This window comes from Aeromonas dhakensis, from assembly GCF_000820305.1.
In the GTDB taxonomy this organism is placed as follows: domain Bacteria; phylum Pseudomonadota; class Gammaproteobacteria; order Enterobacterales; family Aeromonadaceae; genus Aeromonas; species Aeromonas dhakensis.
The window spans coordinates 15,354-37,267 of the sequence record NZ_CDBH01000022.1 but is presented as its reverse complement, the minus strand read 5'-3'; the positions used below and the strand labels follow the sequence as shown (position 1 = coordinate 37,267).

General features: G+C 59.1%; 22 protein-coding genes and 2 tRNA genes. 5 read left to right on the top strand and 19 right to left on the bottom strand.

Annotated elements, in window-relative coordinates; genetic code table 11:
* Positions 1-117: 117 nt before the first annotated feature.
* The 14 genes from rpsO to rlmE form a co-directional block, all read right to left on the bottom strand.
* A complete protein-coding gene (gene rpsO / locus BN1143_RS03355; protein ID WP_005298162.1) occupies positions 118-387 on the bottom strand; it encodes a 30S ribosomal protein S15 in 270 nt (89 codons plus the stop codon).
* Between the two features lie 143 nt (positions 388-530).
* On the bottom strand, positions 531-1,481 hold the full coding sequence (gene truB, locus BN1143_RS03350; protein ID WP_019839525.1) for a tRNA pseudouridine(55) synthase TruB: 951 nt from the start codon (positions 1,479-1,481) through the stop codon (positions 531-533).
* A gap of 1 nt (position 1,482) precedes the next feature.
* Positions 1,483-1,917: a 30S ribosome-binding factor RbfA gene (gene rbfA / locus BN1143_RS03345; protein ID WP_005298154.1), complete on the bottom strand. Its 435-nt coding sequence runs from the start codon at positions 1,915-1,917 to the stop codon at positions 1,483-1,485.
* A 55-nt stretch (positions 1,918-1,972) separates the two neighbouring features.
* Entirely contained in the window at positions 1,973-4,675 is a 2,703-nt protein-coding gene (infB, locus tag BN1143_RS03340) for a translation initiation factor IF-2 (protein WP_005298153.1), read from the bottom strand.
* A 20-nt stretch (positions 4,676-4,695) separates the two neighbouring features.
* Complete coding sequence (gene nusA, locus BN1143_RS03335; protein ID WP_005298150.1) at positions 4,696-6,198, bottom strand: transcription termination factor NusA; 1,503 nt, start codon at positions 6,196-6,198, stop codon at positions 4,696-4,698.
* A 14-nt stretch (positions 6,199-6,212) separates the two neighbouring features.
* Entirely contained in the window at positions 6,213-6,671 is a 459-nt protein-coding gene (gene rimP, locus BN1143_RS03330) for a ribosome maturation factor RimP (RefSeq protein WP_005298148.1), read from the bottom strand.
* Positions 6,672-6,837: 166 nt separating this feature from the next.
* A tRNA-Met gene (locus tag BN1143_RS03325) sits at positions 6,838-6,914 on the bottom strand.
* Positions 6,915-7,006: 92 nt separating this feature from the next.
* Positions 7,007-7,091 (bottom strand) — tRNA-Leu (locus BN1143_RS03320).
* A 7-nt stretch (positions 7,092-7,098) separates the two neighbouring features.
* Positions 7,099-7,425, bottom strand: a complete 327-nt coding sequence (gene secG, locus BN1143_RS03315) for a preprotein translocase subunit SecG (RefSeq protein WP_010633113.1) — start codon at positions 7,423-7,425, stop codon at positions 7,099-7,101.
* Complete coding sequence (tpiA, locus tag BN1143_RS03310; RefSeq protein ID WP_042049661.1) at positions 7,426-8,190, bottom strand: triose-phosphate isomerase; 765 nt, start codon at positions 8,188-8,190, stop codon at positions 7,426-7,428.
* A gap of 131 nt (positions 8,191-8,321) precedes the next feature.
* Positions 8,322-9,656, bottom strand: coding sequence for a phosphoglucosamine mutase (gene glmM / locus BN1143_RS03305; protein ID WP_005298142.1), 1,335 nt, complete (start codon positions 9,654-9,656; stop codon positions 8,322-8,324).
* A gap of 17 nt (positions 9,657-9,673) precedes the next feature.
* Entirely contained in the window at positions 9,674-10,519 is an 846-nt protein-coding gene (gene folP / locus BN1143_RS03300) for a dihydropteroate synthase (protein WP_042049660.1), read from the bottom strand.
* A gap of 62 nt (positions 10,520-10,581) precedes the next feature.
* Entirely contained in the window at positions 10,582-12,531 is a 1,950-nt protein-coding gene (ftsH, locus tag BN1143_RS03295) for an ATP-dependent zinc metalloprotease FtsH (RefSeq protein ID WP_017765155.1), read from the bottom strand.
* Between the two features lie 45 nt (positions 12,532-12,576).
* Positions 12,577-13,206 carry a 23S rRNA (uridine(2552)-2'-O)-methyltransferase RlmE gene (rlmE, locus tag BN1143_RS03290; RefSeq protein ID WP_005298136.1) on the bottom strand — a complete coding sequence of 210 codons (630 nt, stop codon included), beginning with the start codon at positions 13,204-13,206 and terminating at the stop codon, positions 12,577-12,579.
* A gap of 97 nt (positions 13,207-13,303) precedes the next feature.
* On the opposite strand from rlmE, the gene yhbY reads away from it, so the two are divergent.
* On the top strand, positions 13,304-13,600 hold the full coding sequence (gene yhbY / locus BN1143_RS03285) for a ribosome assembly RNA-binding protein YhbY (protein WP_005298134.1): 297 nt from the start codon (positions 13,304-13,306) through the stop codon (positions 13,598-13,600).
* A 105-nt stretch (positions 13,601-13,705) separates the two neighbouring features.
* Positions 13,706-14,299 (top strand): hypothetical protein, encoded by a 594-nt coding sequence (locus BN1143_RS03280; RefSeq protein WP_010633109.1) that lies wholly within the window; start codon positions 13,706-13,708, stop codon positions 14,297-14,299.
* Between the two features lie 47 nt (positions 14,300-14,346).
* Here BN1143_RS03280 and greA read toward each other — a convergent pair whose 3' ends face one another.
* The 3 genes from greA to pomA all read right to left on the bottom strand — a co-directional run bounded on the left by greA (position 14,347) and on the right by pomA (position 16,641).
* A complete protein-coding gene (gene greA / locus BN1143_RS03275; protein WP_005298120.1) occupies positions 14,347-14,823 on the bottom strand; it encodes a transcription elongation factor GreA in 477 nt (158 codons plus the stop codon).
* 154 nt (positions 14,824-14,977) lie between these two features.
* Positions 14,978-15,874 carry a flagellar motor protein MotB gene (locus BN1143_RS03270; protein WP_005298118.1) on the bottom strand — a complete coding sequence of 299 codons (897 nt, stop codon included), beginning with the start codon at positions 15,872-15,874 and terminating at the stop codon, positions 14,978-14,980.
* Positions 15,875-15,882: 8 nt separating this feature from the next.
* Positions 15,883-16,641 carry a flagellar motor protein PomA gene (gene pomA / locus BN1143_RS03265; protein ID WP_005298116.1) on the bottom strand — a complete coding sequence of 253 codons (759 nt, stop codon included), beginning with the start codon at positions 16,639-16,641 and terminating at the stop codon, positions 15,883-15,885.
* Positions 16,642-16,860: 219 nt separating this feature from the next.
* On the opposite strand from pomA, the gene xseB reads away from it, so the two are divergent.
* Genes xseB through dxs form a run of 3 tightly spaced genes read left to right on the top strand, consistent with a single transcriptional unit; the run spans position 16,861 to position 19,890 of the window.
* A complete protein-coding gene (gene xseB, locus BN1143_RS03260; RefSeq protein ID WP_042049659.1) occupies positions 16,861-17,112 on the top strand; it encodes an exodeoxyribonuclease VII small subunit in 252 nt (83 codons plus the stop codon).
* Positions 17,113-18,003, top strand: coding sequence for a (2E,6E)-farnesyl diphosphate synthase (gene ispA, locus BN1143_RS03255; protein WP_042049658.1), 891 nt, complete (start codon positions 17,113-17,115; stop codon positions 18,001-18,003).
* A gap of 21 nt (positions 18,004-18,024) precedes the next feature.
* On the top strand, positions 18,025-19,890 hold the full coding sequence (gene dxs / locus BN1143_RS03250) for a 1-deoxy-D-xylulose-5-phosphate synthase (RefSeq protein ID WP_042049657.1): 1,866 nt from the start codon (positions 18,025-18,027) through the stop codon (positions 19,888-19,890).
* 77 nt (positions 19,891-19,967) lie between these two features.
* On the opposite strand, the gene BN1143_RS03245 is transcribed toward dxs, so the two are convergent.
* Together BN1143_RS03245 and BN1143_RS03240 are read right to left on the bottom strand one after the other, a co-directional pair.
* The gene (locus BN1143_RS03245) at positions 19,968-20,909 is read right to left on the bottom strand and encodes an ABC transporter permease (RefSeq protein ID WP_005298107.1); all 942 of its coding nucleotides are present in this window, start codon (positions 20,907-20,909) and stop codon (positions 19,968-19,970) included.
* A gap of 3 nt (positions 20,910-20,912) precedes the next feature.
* On the bottom strand, positions 20,913-21,887 hold the full coding sequence (locus BN1143_RS03240) for an ABC transporter permease (RefSeq protein ID WP_017783736.1): 975 nt from the start codon (positions 21,885-21,887) through the stop codon (positions 20,913-20,915).
* Between the last annotated feature and the right edge of the window lie 27 nt (positions 21,888-21,914).

Below are 21,914 nucleotides of genomic sequence, written 5' to 3'. Positions count from 1 at the left end.
TTGATTCGATGCAAAAGGTAAGCAGTGACACAAATTCTGTGAGGGCGGCAACAGCCTGACACGCAATAAAAAAGGGGAACCCGGAGGTTCCCCTTTTTCGCGAAATCTGATGGTCGATTAACGACGCAGACCCAGCTTGGCGATCAGAGCAGCGTAACGCTGAACGTCTTTACGCTTCAGGTAGTCCAGCAGCTTACGACGCTGGGAAACCATGCGCAGCAGACCGCGACGACCGTGGTGATCCTTGGAGTGCTCCTTGAAGTGACCTTGCAGATGGTTGATCTGGGCAGTCAGCAGGGCAACTTGCACTTCGGGGGAGCCAGTGTCGTTGGCGCAACGAGCGTTGTCAGCAACGATTTGAGCTTTGATCTCAGCATTTAGAGACATGGTAATACTCCAGTAGAGTGTTTAAAGGTTCACAGCCAATCTCTAATTCAGCCGTGAAATGAGGGCGGTATCATAATCGTCCCCGCCCCTTTTCGCAACGATAAAGACGCGCAACGGGCAAGCAACCTGATACCGCCTGAGGATCACTCCTCGTCGTGGTAGCGCACCAGACGCTTGGGCGCCACGCGTCCCTCGTCGTCGATCTCGCCAACCCCGATGAATTCGCGCTCCGGGCCGACCGTCATGCGGACCTGGCCGCTCTGCGGGCTGCCTGCCACCTGCACGGCCTGGCCCTGGTTCACATAGGCGGCCACGGCAGCCAGCATGTTCACCTCGGGCAGGGAGGCCACCGCGGTATCCATCGGCAGCAGCAGGGGATCCAGCTGCTCGCGCGGCGGAATGCTCTCGGCCTTGGCCTGCTCGAAGATGCACTCGAGCTGCTCCAGGGTCAGCATCCGCTCATAGGGGTAGCTGGCCACCTGGGTGCGACGCAGCTGGGTGACGTGGGCGCCACAACCCAGCACTTCCCCCAGATCGTCCACCAGGGAGCGGATGTAGGTACCCTTGCTGCAGTGCACCTCAAGTCGCACCTCATCCCCTTCAAAGCTCAGCAGTTTGAGCTCGAAGACGGTGATAGGACGGGCTTCACGCTCGATCTCGATGCCTTCACGGGCATATTCGTAGAGCGGACGGCCGTTGTGCTTGAGGGCCGAATACATGGACGGCACCTGCATGATGGGGCCGCGGAACTGGTCCAGCGCCTCGATCAGGGTACCCACGGCCACGTTCACCGGACGGGTGGAGACCACCTCGCCATCGGAGTCGCTGGTGTTGGTGCGCTCGCCCAGCTTGGCGGTCACCTCATAGCGCTTGTCCGCCTCCAGCAGATACTGGGAGAACTTGGTGGCCTCGCCGAGGCAGATCGGCAGCATGCCGGTTGCCAGCGGATCCAGGGCACCGGTGTGACCGGCCTTGGCGGCGTTGTAAATCCGTTTGACCTTCTGCAACACATCGTTGGAGGTCAGGCCGGTCGGCTTGTCCAGCAGCAGGATACCGTGTACGTCACGGCCCTTGAAACGACGTCTACGAGACATCTCAGGCTTTATCCTCAGTAGTGTCATCCGGTGCGGCTTCGTCTTCTTCACGACCGGATTCGGCCATGCGACGCTTGTCTTCGCGGATGGTGTTGGTCACCAGGTTGGAGAGGCGCATCCCCTCAACCAGGGTCTGATCATAGAAGAAGCGCAACTCGGGCACCACGCGCAGGCGCATGGCGCTGCCCAGCAGGCTGCGGATGTAGCCGGCGGCTTCGGTCAGCGCCTTGAGCCCTTCCTTGATGCGCTCGGCATCATTTTCCAGCTGCAAGAAGGTGACATACACCTTGGCGTAATTGAGGTCACGGGACACTTCCACATCGGAAACGGTCACCATGCCGATGCGCGGGTCTTTTACCTCGCGCTGCAGAATGAGCGCGATTTCGCGCTGGATCTGCTGTCCGACCCGACGGGTCCGGCTAAATTCTCTGGCCATATTCTATCCTGCGATAAAAGGGGGCCGCGGCCCCCTATTTAATCTGACTCTTGGCTTACAGAGTCCGTTGGATTTCAACGGTCTCGTAAACTTCGATCTGGTCGCCTTCGCGTACATCGTTGTAGTTCTTGACCGCGATACCACACTCGTAGCCGTTCTTGACTTCGTTGACGTCATCCTTGAAGCGACGCAGGGATTCCAGCTCGCCTTCATAGATAACCACGTTGTCGCGCAGAACGCGAATGCGGTTGGAACGCTTGACCACACCTTCGGTAACCATACAGCCGGCAACGGCGCCGAACTTCGGTGACTTGAAGACGCTGCGCACTTCGGCCAGACCGATGATTTCCTGACGGTACTCGGGGGCCAGCATGCCGCTCATGGCCTGCTTCACTTCGTCGATCAGGTCATAGATGACGGAGTAGTAACGCAGATCCAGGCTCTCGGCATCGATGACCTTGCGAGCAGAAGCATCGGCACGGACGTTGAAGCCCACCAGGATGGCACTGGACGCGGCCGCCAGAGTGGCGTCGGTCTCGGTGATACCACCCACGCCAGAACCGACGATCTTCACCTTCACTTCGTCGGTGGAGAGCTTGACCAGCGCATCGCAGATCGCTTCCACGGAACCCTGTACGTCGGCCTTGATCACCACGTTCACTTCGGACACTTCGCCTTCGGTCATGTTGGCGAACATGTTCTCCAGCTTGGCCTTCTGCTGGCGAGCCAGCTTGACTTCGCGGAACTTGCCCTGACGATAGAGCGCCACTTCACGGGCCTTCTTCTCGTCACGCACAACTGTGGCTTCGTCACCGGCAGAGGGAACGCCGGACAGGCCGAGGATTTCCACCGGCAGGGACGGACCCGCTTCCTTGATCTCGCGACCCAGCTCATCACGCATGGCGCGCACACGGCCGTATTCGAGACCGCACAGTACGATGTCGCCCTGACGCAGGGTGCCTTCCTGTACCAGCACGGTGGCAACCGGACCACGGCCCTTGTCGAGGAAGGACTCGATCACGACGCCGTTGGCCATGCCGTCAACCACGGCTTTCAGCTCCAGGACTTCAGCCTGAATCAGAATGGCTTCCAGCAGGTCGTCGATGCCTTCGCCAGACTTGGCGGAGACGTGCACGAACTGGCAGTCACCACCCCAGTCTTCGGACATGACGTTGTAGCGGGCCAGCTCGGTCTTGACGCGATCCGGATCCGCTTCCGGCTTGTCGATCTTGTTGACCGCAACAACCAGCGGTACACCGGCAGCCTTGGCGTGCTGGATGGCTTCGATGGTCTGCGGCATTACGCCGTCGTCTGCTGCAACGACCAGCACCACGATGTCGGTTGCCTTGGCACCACGAGCACGCATGGAGGTAAACGCCGCGTGACCCGGGGTATCCAGGAAGGTGATCATGCCGCTGTCGGTCTGTACGTGGTACGCACCGATGTGCTGGGTAATACCACCGGCTTCACCGGCAGCCACCTTGGCTTTACGGATGTAGTCCAGCAGCGAGGTCTTGCCGTGGTCAACGTGACCCATGATGGTTACGACCGGCGCGCGCGGCTTGGCTTCGGAGGTTTCGTCACGATCGGACAGCACCGCCTCTTCCAGCTCGTTCTCACGACGCAGCACCACCTTGTGACCCATCTCCTCGGCGACCAGCTGAGCGGTCTCCTGGTCGATCACCTGGTTGATGGTGGCCATGGCACCCATCTTCATCATCACCTTGATGACTTCAACACCCTTGACGGCCATCTTGTTGGCGAGCTCTGCCACTGTGATGGTCTCGCCGATGATGACGTCACGGTTGACTGCGGCAGCCGGCTTGTTGAAGCCGTGCTTCATGGCGTTCGGGGTAGCCACCTTGCCACGCTTGCCTTTACGGGCGCGCGGGTCACGGGAGTTGCGGTCGTTGCGATCGTCGTCGCGGCGACCGGCCTTCTTCGGCCCCTTGGCAGCTGCAGCGGTGCGGCGGCTGGTCTCTTCCTTGCGATCCAGCTCGTCTTCAGCAGCCTGGGCGTGCTTGGAGGTGGTCACATGGTAATCGCTGCTCTCTTTGGCGCGAGCGGCTTCTTCTTCAGCCCAGCGGGCTGCGTTCTGTTCCGCCATGACACGAGCCTCTTCGGCTTTCTTGGCGGCGAGTTCTTCAGCCTTTTGCAAAGCTGTTTGTTCCTGTTGGCGCTTCAGTTCTTCTGCTTCGCGCTTGGCCATCTTTTCTGCCTCTTGCTGAGCTGTGCTACTGGCTGCTTTGGCGGGCTGTTGAGCCTGTCGAGCCTTTTGTTGTGCCTCGATCCGCGCCTTTTCCTCAGCTTCACGACGAGCCTGCTCAGCCTCACGGCGAGCCTTCTCTTCAGCATCGAGACGAGCCTTCTCTTCGGCTTCGCGACGAGCTTTTTCTTCTGCTTCCAAACGCGCTTTTTCCTCGGCTTCCGCCTGACGCTGTTCATCTTCCAGCGCCGAGCGTCTTACATAGGTGCGAGACTTGCGCACTTCTACCTGCACTTCCTTGTTCTTGCCGCCAGTCCCCTGAACACTGATGGTGCTCTTGGTCTTGCGTTGCAAGGTCATGCGGGCAGGTGCGGCGACCTCGTCACCTCCATGCTGTTTCTTCAGGTGAGTCAGCAGAGTCTGTTTCTCAGACTCGCTGACCATGTCGTCGGCCTTGCTCTTGCTGATACCGGCATCGACAAACTGCTGGAGAAGACGATCAACCGGTGTGTCGATGTCAGTGGCAAGTTGTTTGACTGATACTTCTGCCATTCATTTTCCTCCGTTTGATCTTAACTAGACTGCTCTTCTCCGAACCAACAGATATTGCGAGCAGCCATAATCAGCTCACCGGCCTTCTCGGCGGTCAGCCCTTCGATATCAGCAAGGTCATCGATGCCTTGCTCTGCCAAATCTTCCAGGGTACCGATGCCGCGAGCGGCCAGGGCGTACGCCATTTCACGACCGAGGCCGTTCAGATTGAGCAGTTCTTCGGAAGGTTCAACACCTTCAAAGGATTCTTCTTTGGCCAGCGCCTTGGTGGTCAGGGCGTCTTTGGCACGCTTGCGCAGCTCTTCGACCATGTCTTCATCCAGACCGTCGATGGCCAGCAGCTCGTTGACCGGTACGAAGGCGATCTCTTCCAGGGTGGAGAAGCCCTCTTCCATCAGCAGGCCGGCGAAATCGTCATCGATGTCGAGGGTGCTGGTGAACAGGTTCATGATGCGGTCGTTTTCGGCCTGGTGCTTGGCACGCATGTCCTCGACGGTCATCACGTTCAGTTCCCAACCGGTCAGCTGGGAGGCCAGACGCACGTTCTGACCGTTGCGGCCGATGGCCTGAGCCAGGTTGGCGGCTTCCACGGCGATGTCCATGGTGTGGTTGTCTTCATCGACGATGATGGAGGCCACATCAGCCGGCGCCATGGCGTTGATCACGTACTGGGCCGGGTTGTCATCGTACAGTACGATGTCGGCGCGCTCGCCGCTCAGCTCGGCGGAGACCGCCTGAACGCGGGCACCGCGCATGCCGATACAGGCACCGATCGGGTCGATGCGGCGATCGTTGGTCTTGACCGCGATCTTGGCACGGGAACCCGGATCACGGGCGGCGCCCATGATTTCGATCATCTCTTCGCCGATTTCCGGCACTTCGATGCGGAACAGCTCTTTGAGGAAGTCCGGGCTGGAGCGGCTGACGAACAGCTGGGAACCACGGGCTTCCGGACGCACAGCGTAGAGCAGACCACGGATGCGGTCGCCCGGGCGGAAGGTCTCGCGCGGCAGCATGTCGTCGCGGAAGATCACGGCCTCGGCGTTGCTGCCCAGATCCAGGATCACGTTGTCGCGGTTGCTCTTCTTGACCACGCCACTGATGATGGTGCCTTCTTTGTCCTTGAACTGGTCAACGACTTGTGAACGCTCGGCTTCGCGCACTTTCTGCACGATGACCTGCTTGGCAGTCTGGGTGGTGATGCGGTCGAAGGTGACGGAGTCGATCTGATCTTCAACATATTCACCGATCTGGATATCCGGCTGCTCGATCTGTGCCGCTTCCAGGGTGATCTCGGCGTAGGGGTTCTCCATGGCGGCCTGATCCGCGATGACGACCCAGCGGCGATAGGTGTCGTAGTCGCCGGTCTTGCGATCGATCTCTACCCGAACTTCGATCTCGCCTTCATATTTTTTCTTGGTCGCCGTCGCCAGTGCGGTTTCCAGAGCCTGGAAAATCTTCTCGCGGGGAACCGCCTTCTCGTTGGACACAGCGTCAACGACCAGCAAAATCTCTTTATTCATATCCGATAGCCTCGTTAACCAAAGTTCGGCACTATGTTCGCTTTTTGGATATTGGTGAAAGCCAACACTTCGTCCTTACCATCTACCGTCAGAGTGATCATGTCGCCCTGCACGGCTTTGATTACGCCTTTGAACTTGCGGCGGTTGTTTGTTGCCATCCGAAGCGAAACCGCCGCCTCTTGGCCAACGTATTTTTCGAACTGGGCAACCTTGAACAGGGGACGATCCAGACCCGGGGAGGACACCTCGAGGTAATACTCCTCGGTGATGGGATCCTCGACATCCATGATGGCGCCAACCTGATGGCTGACTTCTGCACAGTTCTCGACGCTCACGCCATGCTCGCCGTCGATGTAGACGCGCAAGGTGGAGTGTTTACCCGCACGGATAAACTCGATACCCCACAGTTCAAAACCCAAGGCAACGACAGGAGCCTCGAGCAGATCGGTCAAACGTTGTTCCAACGTAGCCAAAGTCACCCTCCGAAAAACAAAAAAAGGGCATAAAGCCCAGATAGAAATAGATTCAGAGTAAATTGCACATAACAAAAAGCCCCGATGTCAAATCGGGGCTTGGCGCTTTACCCTGATTGTCGCCTCGCAGCGACCGCCTTCCTGAGCGTAGGAAATGCGTGAAATTTGGTTGCGGGGGCCGGATTTGAACCGACGACCTTCGGGTTATGAGCCCGACGAGCTACCATGCTGCTCCACCCCGCGTCCGAAATCGTGCGAGATTATAGCCACTTCACTCTCGTCACACAAGACTGACTGGCTATAACACACCTGGTCACCCAGGCTTACTGCTTAATTGGTGCCGTGGGCGGGACTCGAACCCGCACACCCTAGAGCACTACCCCCTCAAGATAGCGTGTCTACCAATTCCACCACCACGGCAAAACTCTTACTCGGGAACGTCAGTGTCTTTCTTTACTGGCGCTTTGCTCTGCTCAACCTGTTGGGTCTGTTGCAGATTTTCCCATTCACTACCCTGTTTGACCTTGTTGCTGGACATAGAGCCAAGCACCAAGCTAATCAAGAAGAACAGAGTAGCCAAAATCGCTGTTGTGCGGGTCAGGAAACTGCCTGAACCACCGGAGCCGAATACGGTATTCGATGCCCCTGCGCCGAAGGAGGCGCCCATGTCAGCCCCTTTACCTTGCTGAATCATCACCAGACCAATCAGAGCCAGTGATACCAGCAGATAAACGACCAAAAGAATCTCGTACATTTAACTTGCACCCTTTGCCGCTTCAACAATTCCCAAAAACGTCTGGTCATCGAGACTTGCTCCACCAATCAGGCCGCCGTCAACGTCGGGCTGGGTAAACAACTCTCTCGCATTGGCCGGTGTCACGCTCCCACCATAGATGATTCTGACTTTCTCACCTATGACCGGAGTATCCTCCGCCAAGCGACCACGTATAAAGGAATGAACCTCTTGTGCCTGCTCGGGTGTGGCGCATTTACCTGTACCTACAGCCCAAATCGGCTCGTAGGCGATGATAGCATTATCGAAAGCCATCGCGCCATTTTTCTCTATGACGATATCCAGCTCTTCGGCAATCACCTCGAAGGTTCTTCTCGCCTGCCTTGCCGCACCCGACTCGCCCAAACAGAGGATTGGAACAAGCCCTGCCGACCTGGCCGCCGCAAACTTCTCTGCAACGATAAAACTGGTCTCACCAAAGAGACGCCTGCGCTCGGAGTGCCCTACCAACACGTATCGACACCCTGCCTCGACCAGCATCTGACACGAGATTTCACCCGTGTAAGCGCCATGTCTGTGCTGGCTCACATTCTGAGCCCCCAACTTCATCACCCTCTGCTCACCGAGCAGAGCGGCCGTTAAGTCGAGATGCACATGGGATGGACACAAGACCACGTCTACCTGCTCACCAATACCTTTCAGGCATTGGCCGGCAAACTGCTCTAACTGCGACCTACTACCGTGTAACTTCCAGTTGGCTGCTACAAACGGCTTGCGATGTCCCATCGGCAACTCCCTTGCGAAAGCGGGGCTGATAATATCCAGAGGATTGTCAGCTGACAAGCGCTATTTTTAAATTTTTGAATCGTTTGAACAAGATACAACCAGGGCGGCTAAAAAGCCGCCCCATTTGTTCATTAAAACGCCGATTCAACCTGTTGTGCAATGCGTTGTGCCATATCGCGCACCTGTTGCTCGTGCTCCCCCTCCACCATGACGCGGATCAGGGGTTCAGTGCCGGACTTGCGCAGCAGCACACGGCCACGACCGGCCAGCTCCTGTTCCACCCTGGCCACTTCCTGCTGTACGGCGTCAGCCGCCAGCGGGTCCTTGCCTTCGGCAAAGCGCACGTTGACCAGCACCTGCGGGAACTTGTTCATGCCGGAGCGCAGCTTGGCCAGCGGCATCTCCGCGGTACAGATGGCGGTCAGCACCTGCAGGGCGGCGACGATGCCATCCCCGGTGGTGGTCTGATCCAGGCAGATGATGTGACCGGAGTTCTCGCCACCGATGCGCCAGCCCTTCTCGTTCATCATCTCCAGCACATAGCGGTCACCCACCTTGGCGCGGGCGAACGGAATGCCCAGGGTCTGTAACGCCAGCTCCAGCCCCATGTTGGCCATCAGGGTGCCGACAACACCACCCTTGAGGCGGCCGTTACGCAGAGCATCGCGGGCGATGATGTAGAGGATCTCGTCACCGTCGATGATGTAGCCGGTGTGATCCACCATCACCAGGCGATCGCCATCGCCGTCGAAGGCAACGCCGAGATCAGCCTTGCACTCCAGTACCTTGGCGGCCAGTGCCTCCGGGGCGGTTGAGCCGACGCCGTCATTGATGTTGAGACCATCCGGGCTGCAGCCGATGGCGATCACCTCGGCCCCCAGCTCGCGGAAAACGGAAGGCGCGATGTGATAGGTGGCACCATGGCCGCAATCCACCACCATTTTCAGCCCTTCCAGACTCAGATTGGAGGGGAAGGTGCTCTTGCAGAATTCGATGTAACGACCGGCGGCATCGTCGATACGCAGCGCCTTGCCAAGCTCGGCGGACTCCACGCACTTCAGCTCGTGATCCAGCTCGGCTTCGATGGCCAGCTCGACCTCGTCAGGCAGCTTGGTGCCATCGGCGGAGAAAAACTTGATGCCGTTGTCGTAATAGGGGTTATGGGAAGCACTGATGACGATGCCTGCCTCGGCACGGAAGGTGCGGGTCAGGTAGGCAACCGCCGGGGTGGGCATGGGGCCCATCAGGATGGCCTTGAGACCGGCGGCAGAAAGACCCGCTTCCAGCGCCGACTCCAGCATGTAGCCGGAGATGCGGGTATCCTTGCCGATCAGCACCTTGCGGGTACCCTTCTTGGAGAGCACCTTGCCCGCGGCCCAGCCCAGTTTCATTACGAAATCGGGAGTGATCGGGTATTCACCCACCTTGCCGCGTACACCGTCGGTGCCAAAATACTTTCTTGCCATTGTCTGTTCTCGTTTTTTTATTTGGATATGAAATCTTGTCCCGTCATGACCATCCAGCCGGTGCGCAGAGCATCCATGGTCGCTCGCACATCGTGCACCCGGATGATCCGGGCACCACGCTGCATCCCGACAAGGGCACAGGCCAGGCTGCCGGCTAGCCGTTCATCAACCGGGCGACCGAGCAAGTTGCCTATCATAGACTTTCGCGACATGCCGACCAAGAGCGGCAGCTGGTAATCGAGCAATGACTCCTGCTGTGCCAGCAGCTGATAGTTGTGCGCAAGGGTCTTGCCAAAACCGTAGCCAGGGTCCAGCAGCAGCTGTTCACGAGCTATGCCGGCCGTCAAACAGGCGGCGATCCGCTCATCAAAGAAGGCTCTCATCTCCCCCAGCAGGTCATCGTAATGGGGCTCGGCCTGCATGGTTCTCGGTTGCCCCTGCATGTGCATCAAACACACGGGGACGTCGGCAGCGGCGGCCGCAGCCAGTGCACCAGGTTCGAGCAGGGCTCGTACATCGTTGATAAGATGAGCCCCCGCCGCGCAGCCCTCCCGCATGACCGCCGCCTTGGATGTGTCGAGGGAGATCATCACGTCGAGCTCACGCACCATGCGCTCCACCACGGGAAGGACCCTGTCCAGCTCCTCCTGCTCGCTCACGTCGGGAGCGCCGGGACGGGTCGACTCGCCACCGATGTCGATGAGGGTTGCCCCCTCCGCCACCATCTGGCGCGCATGGGTCATCGCACGCTCCAGCTGGTTGAAATGACCGCCGTCGGAGAAGGAGTCCGGTGTCACATTGAGGATCCCCATGACGTGGGGGCGTTCGAGGGAGAGGCTGAGCCCCTTGCTGATTAGCTGCATCTTCACTTCCATGGACATAAAGAAAAACCCCGGGGCCAGCCCGGGGTTTATATCATCACAACTTATTTGGCAGGCAGGTCATTGGCCTTGTCGATATCGACATCGGCAACCTGTTCCGCCTCGGTCACGGTCGGTTTGGGCTCGGGTGCCACAGTCGCCCCCCCCTGCGGGGTATCGCCGTGCTCGTCATGCCAGTTGCTGGGAGCACGCACTTCGCGACGAGCCATCAGATCATCGATCTGCTTGGCATCGATGGTTTCGTACTTCATCAGCGCATCTTTCATACTGTGCAGCACGTCCATGTTATCCAGCAGGATCTGCTTGGCACGGTCGTAGTTGCGGTCGATCACCTGCTTGACCTCGGCATCGATAATGCGGGCAGTGTCATCGGACATGTGCTTGGCCTTGGCCATGCTGCGACCGAGGAACACCTCGCCATCTTCTTCCGCATAGAGCATGGGACCGAGACGCTCGGACATACCCCACTGGGTCACCATCTTGCGGGCGATGTCGGTGGCACGCTCGATGTCGTTGGATGCACCGGTCGATACCTTCTCGGCACCGTAGATCAGCTCTTCCGCCAGACGGCCACCGTACAGGCTGGAGATCATGGACTCCAGATGCTGCTTGGAGTGGCTCCAGCGATCCTGCTCCGGCAGGTACATGGTCACACCCAGCGCACGGCCGCGCGGAATGATGGAGACCTTGTAGACAGGGTCATGATCCGGTACCACGCGACCAATGATGGCGTGACCCGCTTCATGATAAGCCGTCATCTCCTTCTCGGACTCTTTCATCACCATGGAGCGACGCTCTGCGCCCATCATGATCTTGTCCTTCGCCTTCTCGAACTCGGCCATGGACACCACGCGGCGGCTTTCACGCGCGGAAAACAGAGCGGCTTCGTTGACCAGGTTGGCCAGATCGGCGCCGGAAAAACCTGGGGTACCGCGGGCAATCAGCGCTGGGTTGACGTCATCCGCCAGCGGCACCTTGCGCATATGCACCTTGAGGATCTGCTCGCGGCCACGCACATCCGGCAGACCGACCACGACCTGACGGTCGAAACGGCCCGGACGCAGCAAGGCAGGATCCAGTACGTCAGGACGGTTGGTAGCGGCGATGACGATGATGCCTTCATTGCCCTCAAAGCCGTCCATCTCGACCAGCATCTGGTTCAAGGTCTGCTCGCGTTCATCGTGACCACCGCCCAGACCGGCGCCACGCTGGCGACCGACGGCGTCAATCTCATCGATGAAGATGATGCAGGGGGAGGATTTCTTGGCCTGCTCGAACATGTCGCGTACCCGGGAGGCACCCACACCCACGAACATCTCGACGAAATCTGAGCCCGAAATGGTGAAGAAAGGCACCTTGGCCTCACCCGCAATGGCCTTGGCCAGCAGGGTCTTACCGGTACCGGGAGGACCTACCAGCAGTACGCCGGTCGGGATCTTGCCGCCCAGTTTCTGGAATTTGCTTGGGTCGCGCAGATAGTCGACCAATTCCTTGACCTCTTCCTTGGCCTCATCGCAACCGGCTACGTCGGCGAAGGTGGTCTTGATCTGATCCTCGCTCATCAGGCGAGCCTTGCTCTTGCCAAACGACATGGCACCTTTGCCACCGCCGCCCTGCATCTGACGCATGAAGAAGACCCAGACACCGATCAGCAGCAGCATCGGGAACCAGGAGATAAAGATGGAGGTGATCAGAGACGGCTCTTCCGGCTTCTCGCCCATCACTTTGACATTGTGATTGAGCATGTCGTTGAGCAGCTGGGGATCCGGCGCCGGGATGATGGTGGTGAAGCGTTCACCGGTGCGCTTGACGCCATTAATGACCTTGCCATCCATCCGTACTTCACGGATCTGCTCTTGGGTCACTTCTTTAACGAAGCTGGAATAGTCCAGCTGGCGACTGGTGGTATCGCTGGGGCTGAAGCTATTGAACACCGACATCAACACGACGGCGATGACCAGCCACAGGATTAGGTTTTTCGCCATGTCACTCAAATCAGTAACCTCGCAGACTGACAGTTAACGATGAAGGTTAGGGTACTACAGTTTAAAACCGGTAGCCACAATGTAGACTTCTCGTGAACGGGCACGAGACGAGTCTGGTTTACGAATCTTGACAGCAGAGAAAAGCTTACGGATTTCATTGAGATAGATGTCAAACCCCTCCCCCTGGAATACCTTGACCACGAAACTGCCGTTGGAACGCAGGACCTGATTGCACATGTCCAGCGCCAGTTCGACCAGATACATGGAACGGGCCTGATCCACCTGCTGGGTACCGCTCATGTTGGGTGCCATGTCGGACATGACGACGTCAACCTTGTCCGGACCGACCCGCTCAAGCAGAGCTCCCAGTACAGTTTCCTCCCGAAAGTCTCCCTGCAGGAAATCGACACCGGCGATGGAATCCATCGGCAGAATATCGCAGGCGATCACCCGCCCCTTGTCACCGACCTGATCGATGGCAAACTGGGACCATCCACCGGGGGCCGCCCCCAGGTCCACCACCGTCATGCCGGGCTTGAGCAGTTTGTCCTTGCCCTGGATCTCGTCGATCTTGAACACGGCACGGGAACGCAGCCCCAACTTCTGGGCTTTCTTGACGTATTGATCGTCAAAATGCTCTTTTAACCAGCGGGTTGAACTGGGGGAATGTTTTTTCTGGGTCATGATTGTCGACTTTAAAAAACCACAAGGGTTATTAGTATTAAGGGCTAAGTGGGGGTAGAATACGCCCCTTTCAACCCTGACTTATGAAGAAATTGCCATGATTCTCAACAATAAACAGAAACAGTACCTCAAGGGCCTTGCCCACAGTCTGAAGCCGGTCGTCCTGCTGGGACAGCACGGTCTGACCGAAGGTGTGCTGGCCGAGATCGATCTGGCGCTCAACCACCACGAGCTGATCAAGGTTAAGGTTGCGTCTGAAGATCGTGAGATGAAACAGCTGGTTATGGATGCCATCGTCCGTGAAACCGGCGCGGTGAAAGTACAGAGCATCGGCCACGTGCTGACCATCTACCGTCAGGCCAACGAGCCGAAAATCCAACTGCCCCGCAAGTAACAGGAAAGAGCATCGCTCTTTCCTCTCATTTTCTCTCTTCCCAAGTCGCTTGCCAAAGTAGTCGCCAGGCCCTTAACCTGCGATGAATACTCGTGGAAACCCGCTATGGATCACCATCAGATTCTCACCGAAGATGAACTGGCCATGCTACGGGACTTGGGAAACGATCAGGAGACGGCCGCCGGACAACCCCTGAGCGGTTATCTCGCCACTCCCCTGCTTGGTCTGTTGCAACGCGCCGACCAGCTGGTGCTGGAAGCCCGCTTCGCCGGACACCAGCTCCGTTTCCCACTGCGTTTTACTCAGGGCGATGACGGCTTCGTCGAACCACGCATCGCCGCCCCCGTCATCAAGGAGCTGGGTTACCCCCATCCGCGCACCTGGCGGCTGGATGAACAGGCCCGCTTCCAGATGGGAGAAGAGGACTACCTGGTGCACAGCCTGTCGCTGGACGGGCTGGTGGTGGAAGGCTTGCCGGCCGAGCTGGCCATGGATACCACGCTGGCAGGCACCCTGCTGATCGAAGGTCTCCCTCCTCTGCCCCTCAGCGCAGAGCCGGTCAGGCGGATCCACCGTCGCAACGGCATACAGGGCTGGGCACTGCACTTCCAGATGGCCAGAGAGGATCTTGAACAACTGCGCGGATGGATGTTTCAGCGCCATCAGGACGCCTTCACCCAGGCTTATCAGCCCCGCTGAATACAAACAGGGGAGCCGGGCTCCCCTGTTGCTGGCTGGTCGCCACCTCAGAGGTAGGCGACTTCCAGGATCTCGTACTCCACGTCGCCGGACGGCGTCTTGACGATGGCGACATCGTCCACTTCCTTGCCGATCAGGGCGCGGGCAATGGGCGAATTCACGGAGATCATGTTCTGCTTGATGTCCGCCTCGTCGTCACCCACGATGCGGTAGACCACCTCTTCTTCCGTCTCGCTCTTGAGCAGCGTCACGGTCGCCCCGAAGATGATGCGACCATTGTTGGTCATCTTGGTGACGTCGATCACCTGGGCGTTGGAGAGCTTGCTCTCAATTTCCTGGATACGGCCTTCACAGAAGCCTTGCTGCTCGCGGGCAGCATGATATTCGGCGTTTTCTTTCAGATCACCATGTTCACGGGCATCTGCAATCGCTTCGATAATCTGCGGACGAAGCTCGGTCTTGAGATATTCGAGCTCTTCACGCAGCTTTTCAGCGCCGCGAACAGTCATCGGAGTATGATTCATAGTCGAAACCTGGGTTGCTTGAAAAGAGAAGCTGCGGCTATCAGAGAGAGCCGCAGCTGTCGGTTCGGATGAGGCATCTTAATATGAAGCCGGCACAAAATCCATGTCGGTCCCTGCGAGGCAGATCGCGCTTTGGCATCACAATTGTCTGTGACTATTTCTGCTCCTGGGCGCTTATCGGAGCAGATACCGTCGGTTTGCCCTGCATGATGGAGATCTCCACCCGCCGGTTCATGCGCCGGTTCTCCGGTGTCGTGTTGGGCACCAGCGGCTGAGTATCCGCCATGCCCTGCACCACCAGCCGGCTGCCATCAAAACCGGGCACCTTGATCATCTGGTGAGCCACCGCCACCGCCCGCTGGGAGGAGAGTTCCCAGTTGGACTGGAACAGCTCATCCTCGGTGGCCACGTTGTCGGTATGACCGGAGATGGTGATCTCGCCCGGTACATCCTTGAGCAAGGCGGCAACTTTGCGCACCACAGGCCAGAACTGGGGCTGCAGGAAGGCGGAGCCCGCCGGGAAGGCGGCTTTCTCGCGGATCCGGATGATGATCTGCTGGCCCAGCGCCTCGATCTCGATCGCCCCATCCTGGATCTGCGCCTTCATCTGATCCGCCAGCGCCTTGGCCAGCGCATTGGACTGCTCCTGCTGCTGTTTCTGCGCCTCCTGCTGGGTGTCGCCCCCCACCAGCTTGTCTTCGCTCTTGTCATGACCACCAGCCTTGTCGGCATCACCGGGCTGGAATTCCAGCTCGGTCTGGGTCATGTCGATGGTCTGCTGCATGATGGTATCGATGGGCGTTGGTTCCGGGCGACCCGGTCTGAACTCCTGGGCAATGACGGAGGTTCCCTTGGGGATGTCCTTCACCTCGAGGATGTTCTGCACCCCGAACGCCTTCTCCATGGAGCCGGCAATCTGCTTGAACTTCTGCACATCCATCTCGGCAAACGAGAGCAGCAGCACGAAGAAGCACATCAAGAGCGACATCAGATCGGCGAAAGTCCCCATGTAACCGGGCAGCCCGGGGGGCGGACATTTGCAATCAGACATACAGCCCCCTATTCATCGCCATTGTTGCGTTTCGACTGGTTGAGGTAGTTCTGCAACATGGACTGGATCACCCGCGGATTCTGGCCATCCTGAATACCCATGATGGCGTCCAGCACCAGGCAGCGACTCAGCTTCTCCTCACCGCTGCGCAGCTCCAGCTTGTCGGCGATGGGGATGGCAAGCATGTTGGCCTCGATGGCGCCGTACAGAGTGGTGAGCAAGGCTACCGCCATGGCCGGGCCGATAGATTTGGGATCGCTCATGTTGGCCAGCATGGCCACCAGCCCGACCAGGGTACCGATCATCCCCATGGCCGGCCCCAGATCCCCCAACGACCGAAACACCTTGATGGCGATGACATGACGCTCGGCGGTGAGCTCTATGTCTTTTTCCATCACGGCACGGATGACGTCGGCGTCGTGACCGTCCACCAGCATGTCGATGCCCTTTTTCATGAAGGGGTTGGGCACCTCGGCCGCTTCCAGCGCCAGAAAACCGCCCTTGCGGGCCGCATCGGCCAGCTCGACTGCCTTGACGATCAGATCGTCAAGCTTGTCTCCCTTGTACATGAATGCCTTGCCGGCCACCTTGAACGCCATCAGGAACTGGCCGATGTTGAACTTCATCATGGCGATAAAGATGGAGCCTAACACCGTGATGCAGATTGAAGGAACGTCAATGTACATCCCCACAGGGCCACCCAGCAGCATGCCATAGATGACCACCCCAAATCCCAGCACTATGCCAATCAGACTACCTAGATCCACATCCCTACTCCTGTCAGCTGAAATTTGTTGTATCTGTAGTTTGTTGAATTTTCTGCTATTGGCTCACCAGCGGCAAGGGCCGCTACCATTTTCCCCTTTGGAAGATGGCTTATTATCGGCCACTTTTCCGAGAGTTTAAGCCGATGGCATTTTTCTGCCTCCCCCCTGCCCGCCGTCGATGTTAAGATAAGCCGTTTTTTTCAATCCCCGAGGATGGACATGGCCAGTAAAAAAATCGACCGCCTGAGTTTTGATGCCACTCTGGAAGAGCTGGAAACCATAGTTCATCAACTGGAACAGGGCTCCCTGCCGCTAGAAGAGGCCCTCAAGCAGTTCGAACAGGGCATTCACCTGGTGCGCGCCGGCCAGCAGAAGCTGGAGCAGGCCGAGCAGAAGATCCAGCTCCTGCTGACTCAGGCCGATGGCAGCGAGCACGCAGTTCCCTTCCAGCCAGAGCAAGGAGAGGAGTGAGTGACGCTGGACGATTTTTCCCGCCTGCACCGGCAACGTATTGACGACTGTCTCTCTGCACAACTTGAATCCTTGCCGCCCATGGCCCCCCGCCTGCGCGATGCCATGCGCTATGGTCTGCTGCTGGGTGGCAAACGGGTACGCCCCTTTCTGGTCTACGCCGTCGGCGAGATGCTGGGAGTAAAGCGCGAGCTGCTGGACGGCCCCGCCGCCGCGGTGGAGTGCATCCACGCCTACTCCCTGCTGCACGACGATCTGCCCGCCATGGATGACGACGATCTACGTCGCGGCCAACCGACGGTGCACAAGGCATTTGATGAAGGCACCGCCATTTTGGCCGGTGACGCCCTGCAGACCCTGGCCTTCGCCATTCTGGCTGATCACCCGATGCCGGATTCGCTGCAGGCCAACCGGGTGCGGATGCTGAGCCGGCTGGCGCGCGCCTCCGGTTATCTCGGCATGTGCGGTGGCCAGGCGCTGGACCTGCAGGCGGAAGGACGTCAGATCACCCTGGCCGAGCTGGAACAGGTACACCGCCACAAGACCGGGGCTCTCATCGAGTGCGCCGTGGCGCTTGGCGCCCTGTGCAAGGCCGACGTGGATGAAACCATCCTGAGCGCGCTGCAAACCTATGCCGCCGCCATCGGTCTCGCCTTCCAGGTGCAGGATGACATCCTCGACATCACAGGCGATACCGCCACCCTCGGCAAGCGACAAGGTTCCGATCTGGCGCTGGAAAAGAGTACCTATCCGGCGCTGCTGGGGCTCGACAATGCCCGTGAGCTGGCTCGCGAACTGCATGGTAAAGCCTTAACAGCCTTGCAATCTTTGCCCTACAATACCGACATTCTGGAAGCGTTTGCCGATTACATCATCGAGCGAACCCACTAAACGCTGGATAACAGTAACAATATGAGCGTTGATATAAGCAATTTCCCCAACCTGGCCCTCGCGGATACGCCGGTCGAGTTGCGATCCCTGCCCTTCGAGCGACTGCCTGTGCTGTGCAACGAACTGCGTGAATATCTGCTGCGTTCGGTGAGTCGCTCCAGTGGTCATCTTGCCTCCGGGCTCGGCACCGTCGAACTGACGGTGGCGCTGCACTACGTCTACAACACCCCGTTCGATCGGCTGGTGTGGGACGTGGGCCACCAGGCTTATCCCCACAAGATCCTGACCGGTCGCCGCGATCGGATGCAGAGCATCCGCCAGAAAGACGGCCTGCACCCCTTCCCCTGGCGCGGCGAGAGCGAGTATGACGTGCTCTCCGTCGGTCACTCCAGCACCTCCATCGGTGCGGCGCTCGGCATGGCCGTGGCGGCCGAGAGCGAAGGGCTTGGGCGCAAGGTGGTGGCGGTGATCGGTGATGGCGCCATCACCGCCGGCATGGCGTTCGAGGCACTCAATCACGCCGGCGATGTCCACAAGGACATGCTGGTGGTGCTCAACGACAACGAGATGTCCATCTCCGAAAATGTCGGGGCACTGAACAACCACCTGGCCCGCATCATGTCCGGCAAGCTCTACACCACCATCCGCGAGGGTGGCAAGAAGGTGCTGGCCGGCCTGCCGCCGGTCAAGGAGCTGGCCAAGCGGGCAGAGGAGCACCTCAAGGGAATGGTGGTGCCAGGCACCCTGTTCGAGGAGTTCGGCTTCAACTACATAGGTCCCATTGACGGCCACGACATCGAGGCTCTGGTCGAGACCCTGCGCAACATGCGCAATCTCAAGGGGCCGCAGCTGCTGCACGTCAAGACCAAGAAGGGCAAGGGCTACGAGCCTGCCGAGAAGGACCCCATCGGTTATCACGGCGTGCCCAAGTTCAATCCGGACGAGTGCACCCTGCCCAAGGCGAGCGGCGGCAAGCCGAGCTTCTCCGCCATCTTCGGCCAGTGGCTGTGCGACATGGCAGCCAAGGATGAGCGGCTGGTCGGCATCACCCCGGCCATGCGCGAAGGCTCCGGCCTGGTGAAGTTCAGCCAGCAGTATCCGGATCGCTACTTCGACGTGGCCATCGCCGAGCAGCACGCAGTCACCTTCGCCGCCGGTCTCGCCATCGCCGACCAGAAGCCGGTAGTCGCCATCTACTCGAGCTTCCTGCAGCGCGCCTACGACCAGCTGATCCACGACGTGGCGCTGCAAGAGCTGCCGGTGCTGTTCGCCATCGACCGGGCCGGTCTGGTAGGGGCCGACGGCCCGACTCATCAGGGGGCGTTCGACATCAGCTTCCTGCGCACCGTGCCCAACATGGTGATCATGACCCCGTCCGACGAGAACGAATGCCGTCAGATGCTCTACACCGGCTACCAGTGCAACGGGCCGGCGGCGGTACGGTACCCCCGCGGCAGCGGCACCGGCATCCAGGTGGAGAGCGAGATGCAGGCGCTGGCGCTCGGCAAGGGCCGCATTGTCCGTCAGGGCAAGGGCACCGCCATCCTGGCGTTCGGCACCCTGCTGCAACAGGCCAAAGCGGCAGCCGAGGCGCTCGATGCCACCCTGGTGGACATGCGTTTCGTCAAACCGATGGACGAGGCGCTGGTGCTCTCCCTGGCCGCGACCCACGATCAATTCGTCACCCTTGAGGACAACGCCATCATGGGCGGCGCGGGTTCTGCGGTGAACGAGCTGCTGATGCGCAGCAAACAGTGCAAGCCGGTGCTCAACCTCGGCCTGCCGGATCGCTTCGTGGAGCAGGGTACCCAGGAGGAGATCTACGCTCTGCTGGGGCTCGATGGCGCCGGCATCCAGCGCAGCATCGAGCAGTGGCTGCAGGCTTGACCCTCAGCACACAGAGCAAAAGGGCGCCGTTATGGCGCCCTTTTCGTTTGTCTGTCTTGATTGTTTATCTGTGACCATCAGCCCTTGTAGAGCTTGGGATTGAACACATCCCGCAGCCAGTCACCCAACAGGTTGATGACCAGCACCAGCACCACCAGGCAGATGCCCGGGAAGGCGGTGATCCACCAGGAGCCGGAGAAGATGTAGTTGAAGCCCACGCTGATGAGCGAGCCCAGCGACGGCTGATCCACCGGCATCCCCAACCCCAGGAAGGAGAGCGCCGCCTCGCTCATGATGGCGTTGGCCACCTGCACCGTGGAGATGACCAGGATCGGCGACAGGCAGTTGGGCAGAATGTGGCGGAACATGATGCGCGGGGCACGAAAGCCCATCACCTTGGCCGCTTCCACATACTCCTTTTTCTTCTCCGCCAGTACCGAGGCGCGCACGGTACGGGCGTACTGCGGCCACTCGGCGATGCCGATGATCACCACCAGCATCAGGATGGCGAACTTCGAGTAGAACTCGGAACCAAAAGTAGCCTGGAAGATGGCGGAGATGATGATCGCCACCATCATGGTGGAAAACGACAGCTGAACGTCGGCAAAGCGCATCAGCAGGCTGTCGATGCGGCCACCGAAGTAGCCGGCCAGCAGGCCAATGACGATGCCGAGCACCAGCTGCAGCCCCACCGCAAACAGACCTATGGTGAGCGAGATGCGGGCGCCATAGAGGATGGTGCTCCAGATGTCGCGACCCTGGTTGTCGGTACCGAGCCAGAAGCGCTCCTCGCCCCCTGCCAGCCAGGAGGGCGGCAGTTCGGCATCCATCAGATCGAAGCTGGTCTGGTCATAGACGTTGTACGGGGCGAGCCAGGGCGCCAGCATGGCGGCCAGCACGAACACCACGAACACCGCAAAGCTGAACATGGCTACCTTGTCCCGCAGGAAGTAGTAGACGATGTCGGAATTTTTGAATCGGGCCCAACGGCTTGGGCTCGCAGTCACAGCGTTAGTCATCTGTTACCCCTTGGCGGTCAGGTTGACGGTCGGATTGATCAACCCGTAGAGCAGGTCGACCAGGGTATTGGTCACCACGAAAATGAGCCCGACGAAGATGACGTAGGCGGTGATGAGGGGCGTATCGACCCGGTGGATCGCCTCGAGGAACAAAAAGCCGGTCCCCGGCCACTGGAACACGCTCTCGGTCAGGATGGTGTAGGCCACCATGGTACCGATCTGCACGCCGCCAACGGTAATGACCGGCAGCATGGTGTTCTTCAGGGCGTGCTGGTAATAGACCTTGTTGTTGTCCAGCCCCTTGGCGCGGGCAAACTTGACGTACTCGGAGGAGAGCTGCTCCAGCATCTCGGAGCGCACCAGCCGGATGAACAGCGGCAGCATGATGGAGGAGAGCGACACGCAGGGCAGAATCAAATGCTTGATACCGTCCCAGGTGAAGAAGCCCGACTCCCAGCCCAGCAGGTTGTAGGTCTCGCCGCGGCCATAGGCCGGCAGCCAGCCTAGCTGGATGGAGAAGAGGTACATCAGCATGATGGCGGTCAGGAACACCGGGATCGAGATGCCGATGCTGCTCCCCGCCATGATGATCTTGGTCGGTATGCTGTGCGGGCGGATCGCCGAGTAGACCCCAAGCGGAATGGAGACCACCACGATGATCAGCGCAGCGCCAAACACCAGCTCAAGAGTAGCCACCAGCTTGTCGAGGATAACCTCGAGAGCGGGTCGCTTGAAGAAGTAGGAAGTACCCAGATCCCCGTGTACCGCGTTCTTCAAGAAGCGGCTGTATTTGACGAGGAAAGGATCGTTGAGGCCCATCTTCTCGCGCAATTCGTGGCGCTGGGCTTCGGAGACGGATTGTCCCACCAGCTCGCGCAGCGGATCCCCCAGGTTGTCCTGGATGGAGAAGGCGACCAGGCTGATGACGAACATCACTATCACGGCCTGATAGAACCGTTTCAGCAGGAATGTAAACATGCTTGTCCTTCTACGTGGCCTGTGTCA

Excerpts from the sequence above, each read along its gene's own strand:
- yhbY (WP_005298134.1), top strand. The coding sequence starts at position 13,304 with ATGATTCTCAACAATAAACAGAAACAGTACCTCAAGGGCCTTGCCCAC.
- rbfA (WP_005298154.1), bottom strand. The coding sequence starts at position 1,917 with ATGGCCAGAGAATTTAGCCGGACCCGTCGGGTCGGACAGCAGATCCAG.
- BN1143_RS03280 (WP_010633109.1), top strand. The coding sequence starts at position 13,706 with ATGGATCACCATCAGATTCTCACCGAAGATGAACTGGCCATGCTACGG.
- truB (WP_019839525.1), bottom strand. The coding sequence starts at position 1,481 with ATGTCTCGTAGACGTCGTTTCAAGGGCCGTGACGTACACGGTATCCTG.
- secG (WP_010633113.1), bottom strand. The coding sequence starts at position 7,425 with ATGTACGAGATTCTTTTGGTCGTTTATCTGCTGGTATCACTGGCTCTG.
- infB (WP_005298153.1), bottom strand. The coding sequence starts at position 4,675 with ATGGCAGAAGTATCAGTCAAACAACTTGCCACTGACATCGACACACCG.
- xseB (WP_042049659.1), top strand. The coding sequence starts at position 16,861 with ATGGCCAGTAAAAAAATCGACCGCCTGAGTTTTGATGCCACTCTGGAA.
- dxs (WP_042049657.1), top strand. The coding sequence starts at position 18,025 with ATGAGCGTTGATATAAGCAATTTCCCCAACCTGGCCCTCGCGGATACG.
- nusA (WP_005298150.1), bottom strand. The coding sequence starts at position 6,198 with ATGAATAAAGAGATTTTGCTGGTCGTTGACGCTGTGTCCAACGAGAAG.
- rpsO (WP_005298162.1), bottom strand. The coding sequence starts at position 387 with ATGTCTCTAAATGCTGAGATCAAAGCTCAAATCGTTGCTGACAACGCT.
- BN1143_RS03240 (WP_017783736.1), bottom strand. The coding sequence starts at position 21,887 with ATGTTTACATTCCTGCTGAAACGGTTCTATCAGGCCGTGATAGTGATG.
- tpiA (WP_042049661.1), bottom strand. The coding sequence starts at position 8,190 with ATGGGACATCGCAAGCCGTTTGTAGCAGCCAACTGGAAGTTACACGGT.
- greA (WP_005298120.1), bottom strand. The coding sequence starts at position 14,823 with ATGAATCATACTCCGATGACTGTTCGCGGCGCTGAAAAGCTGCGTGAA.
- rlmE (WP_005298136.1), bottom strand. The coding sequence starts at position 13,206 with ATGACCCAGAAAAAACATTCCCCCAGTTCAACCCGCTGGTTAAAAGAG.
- folP (WP_042049660.1), bottom strand. The coding sequence starts at position 10,519 with ATGCAGCTAATCAGCAAGGGGCTCAGCCTCTCCCTCGAACGCCCCCAC.
- BN1143_RS03245 (WP_005298107.1), bottom strand. The coding sequence starts at position 20,909 with ATGACTAACGCTGTGACTGCGAGCCCAAGCCGTTGGGCCCGATTCAAA.
- BN1143_RS03270 (WP_005298118.1), bottom strand. The coding sequence starts at position 15,874 with ATGTCTGATTGCAAATGTCCGCCCCCCGGGCTGCCCGGTTACATGGGG.
- glmM (WP_005298142.1), bottom strand. The coding sequence starts at position 9,656 with ATGGCAAGAAAGTATTTTGGCACCGACGGTGTACGCGGCAAGGTGGGT.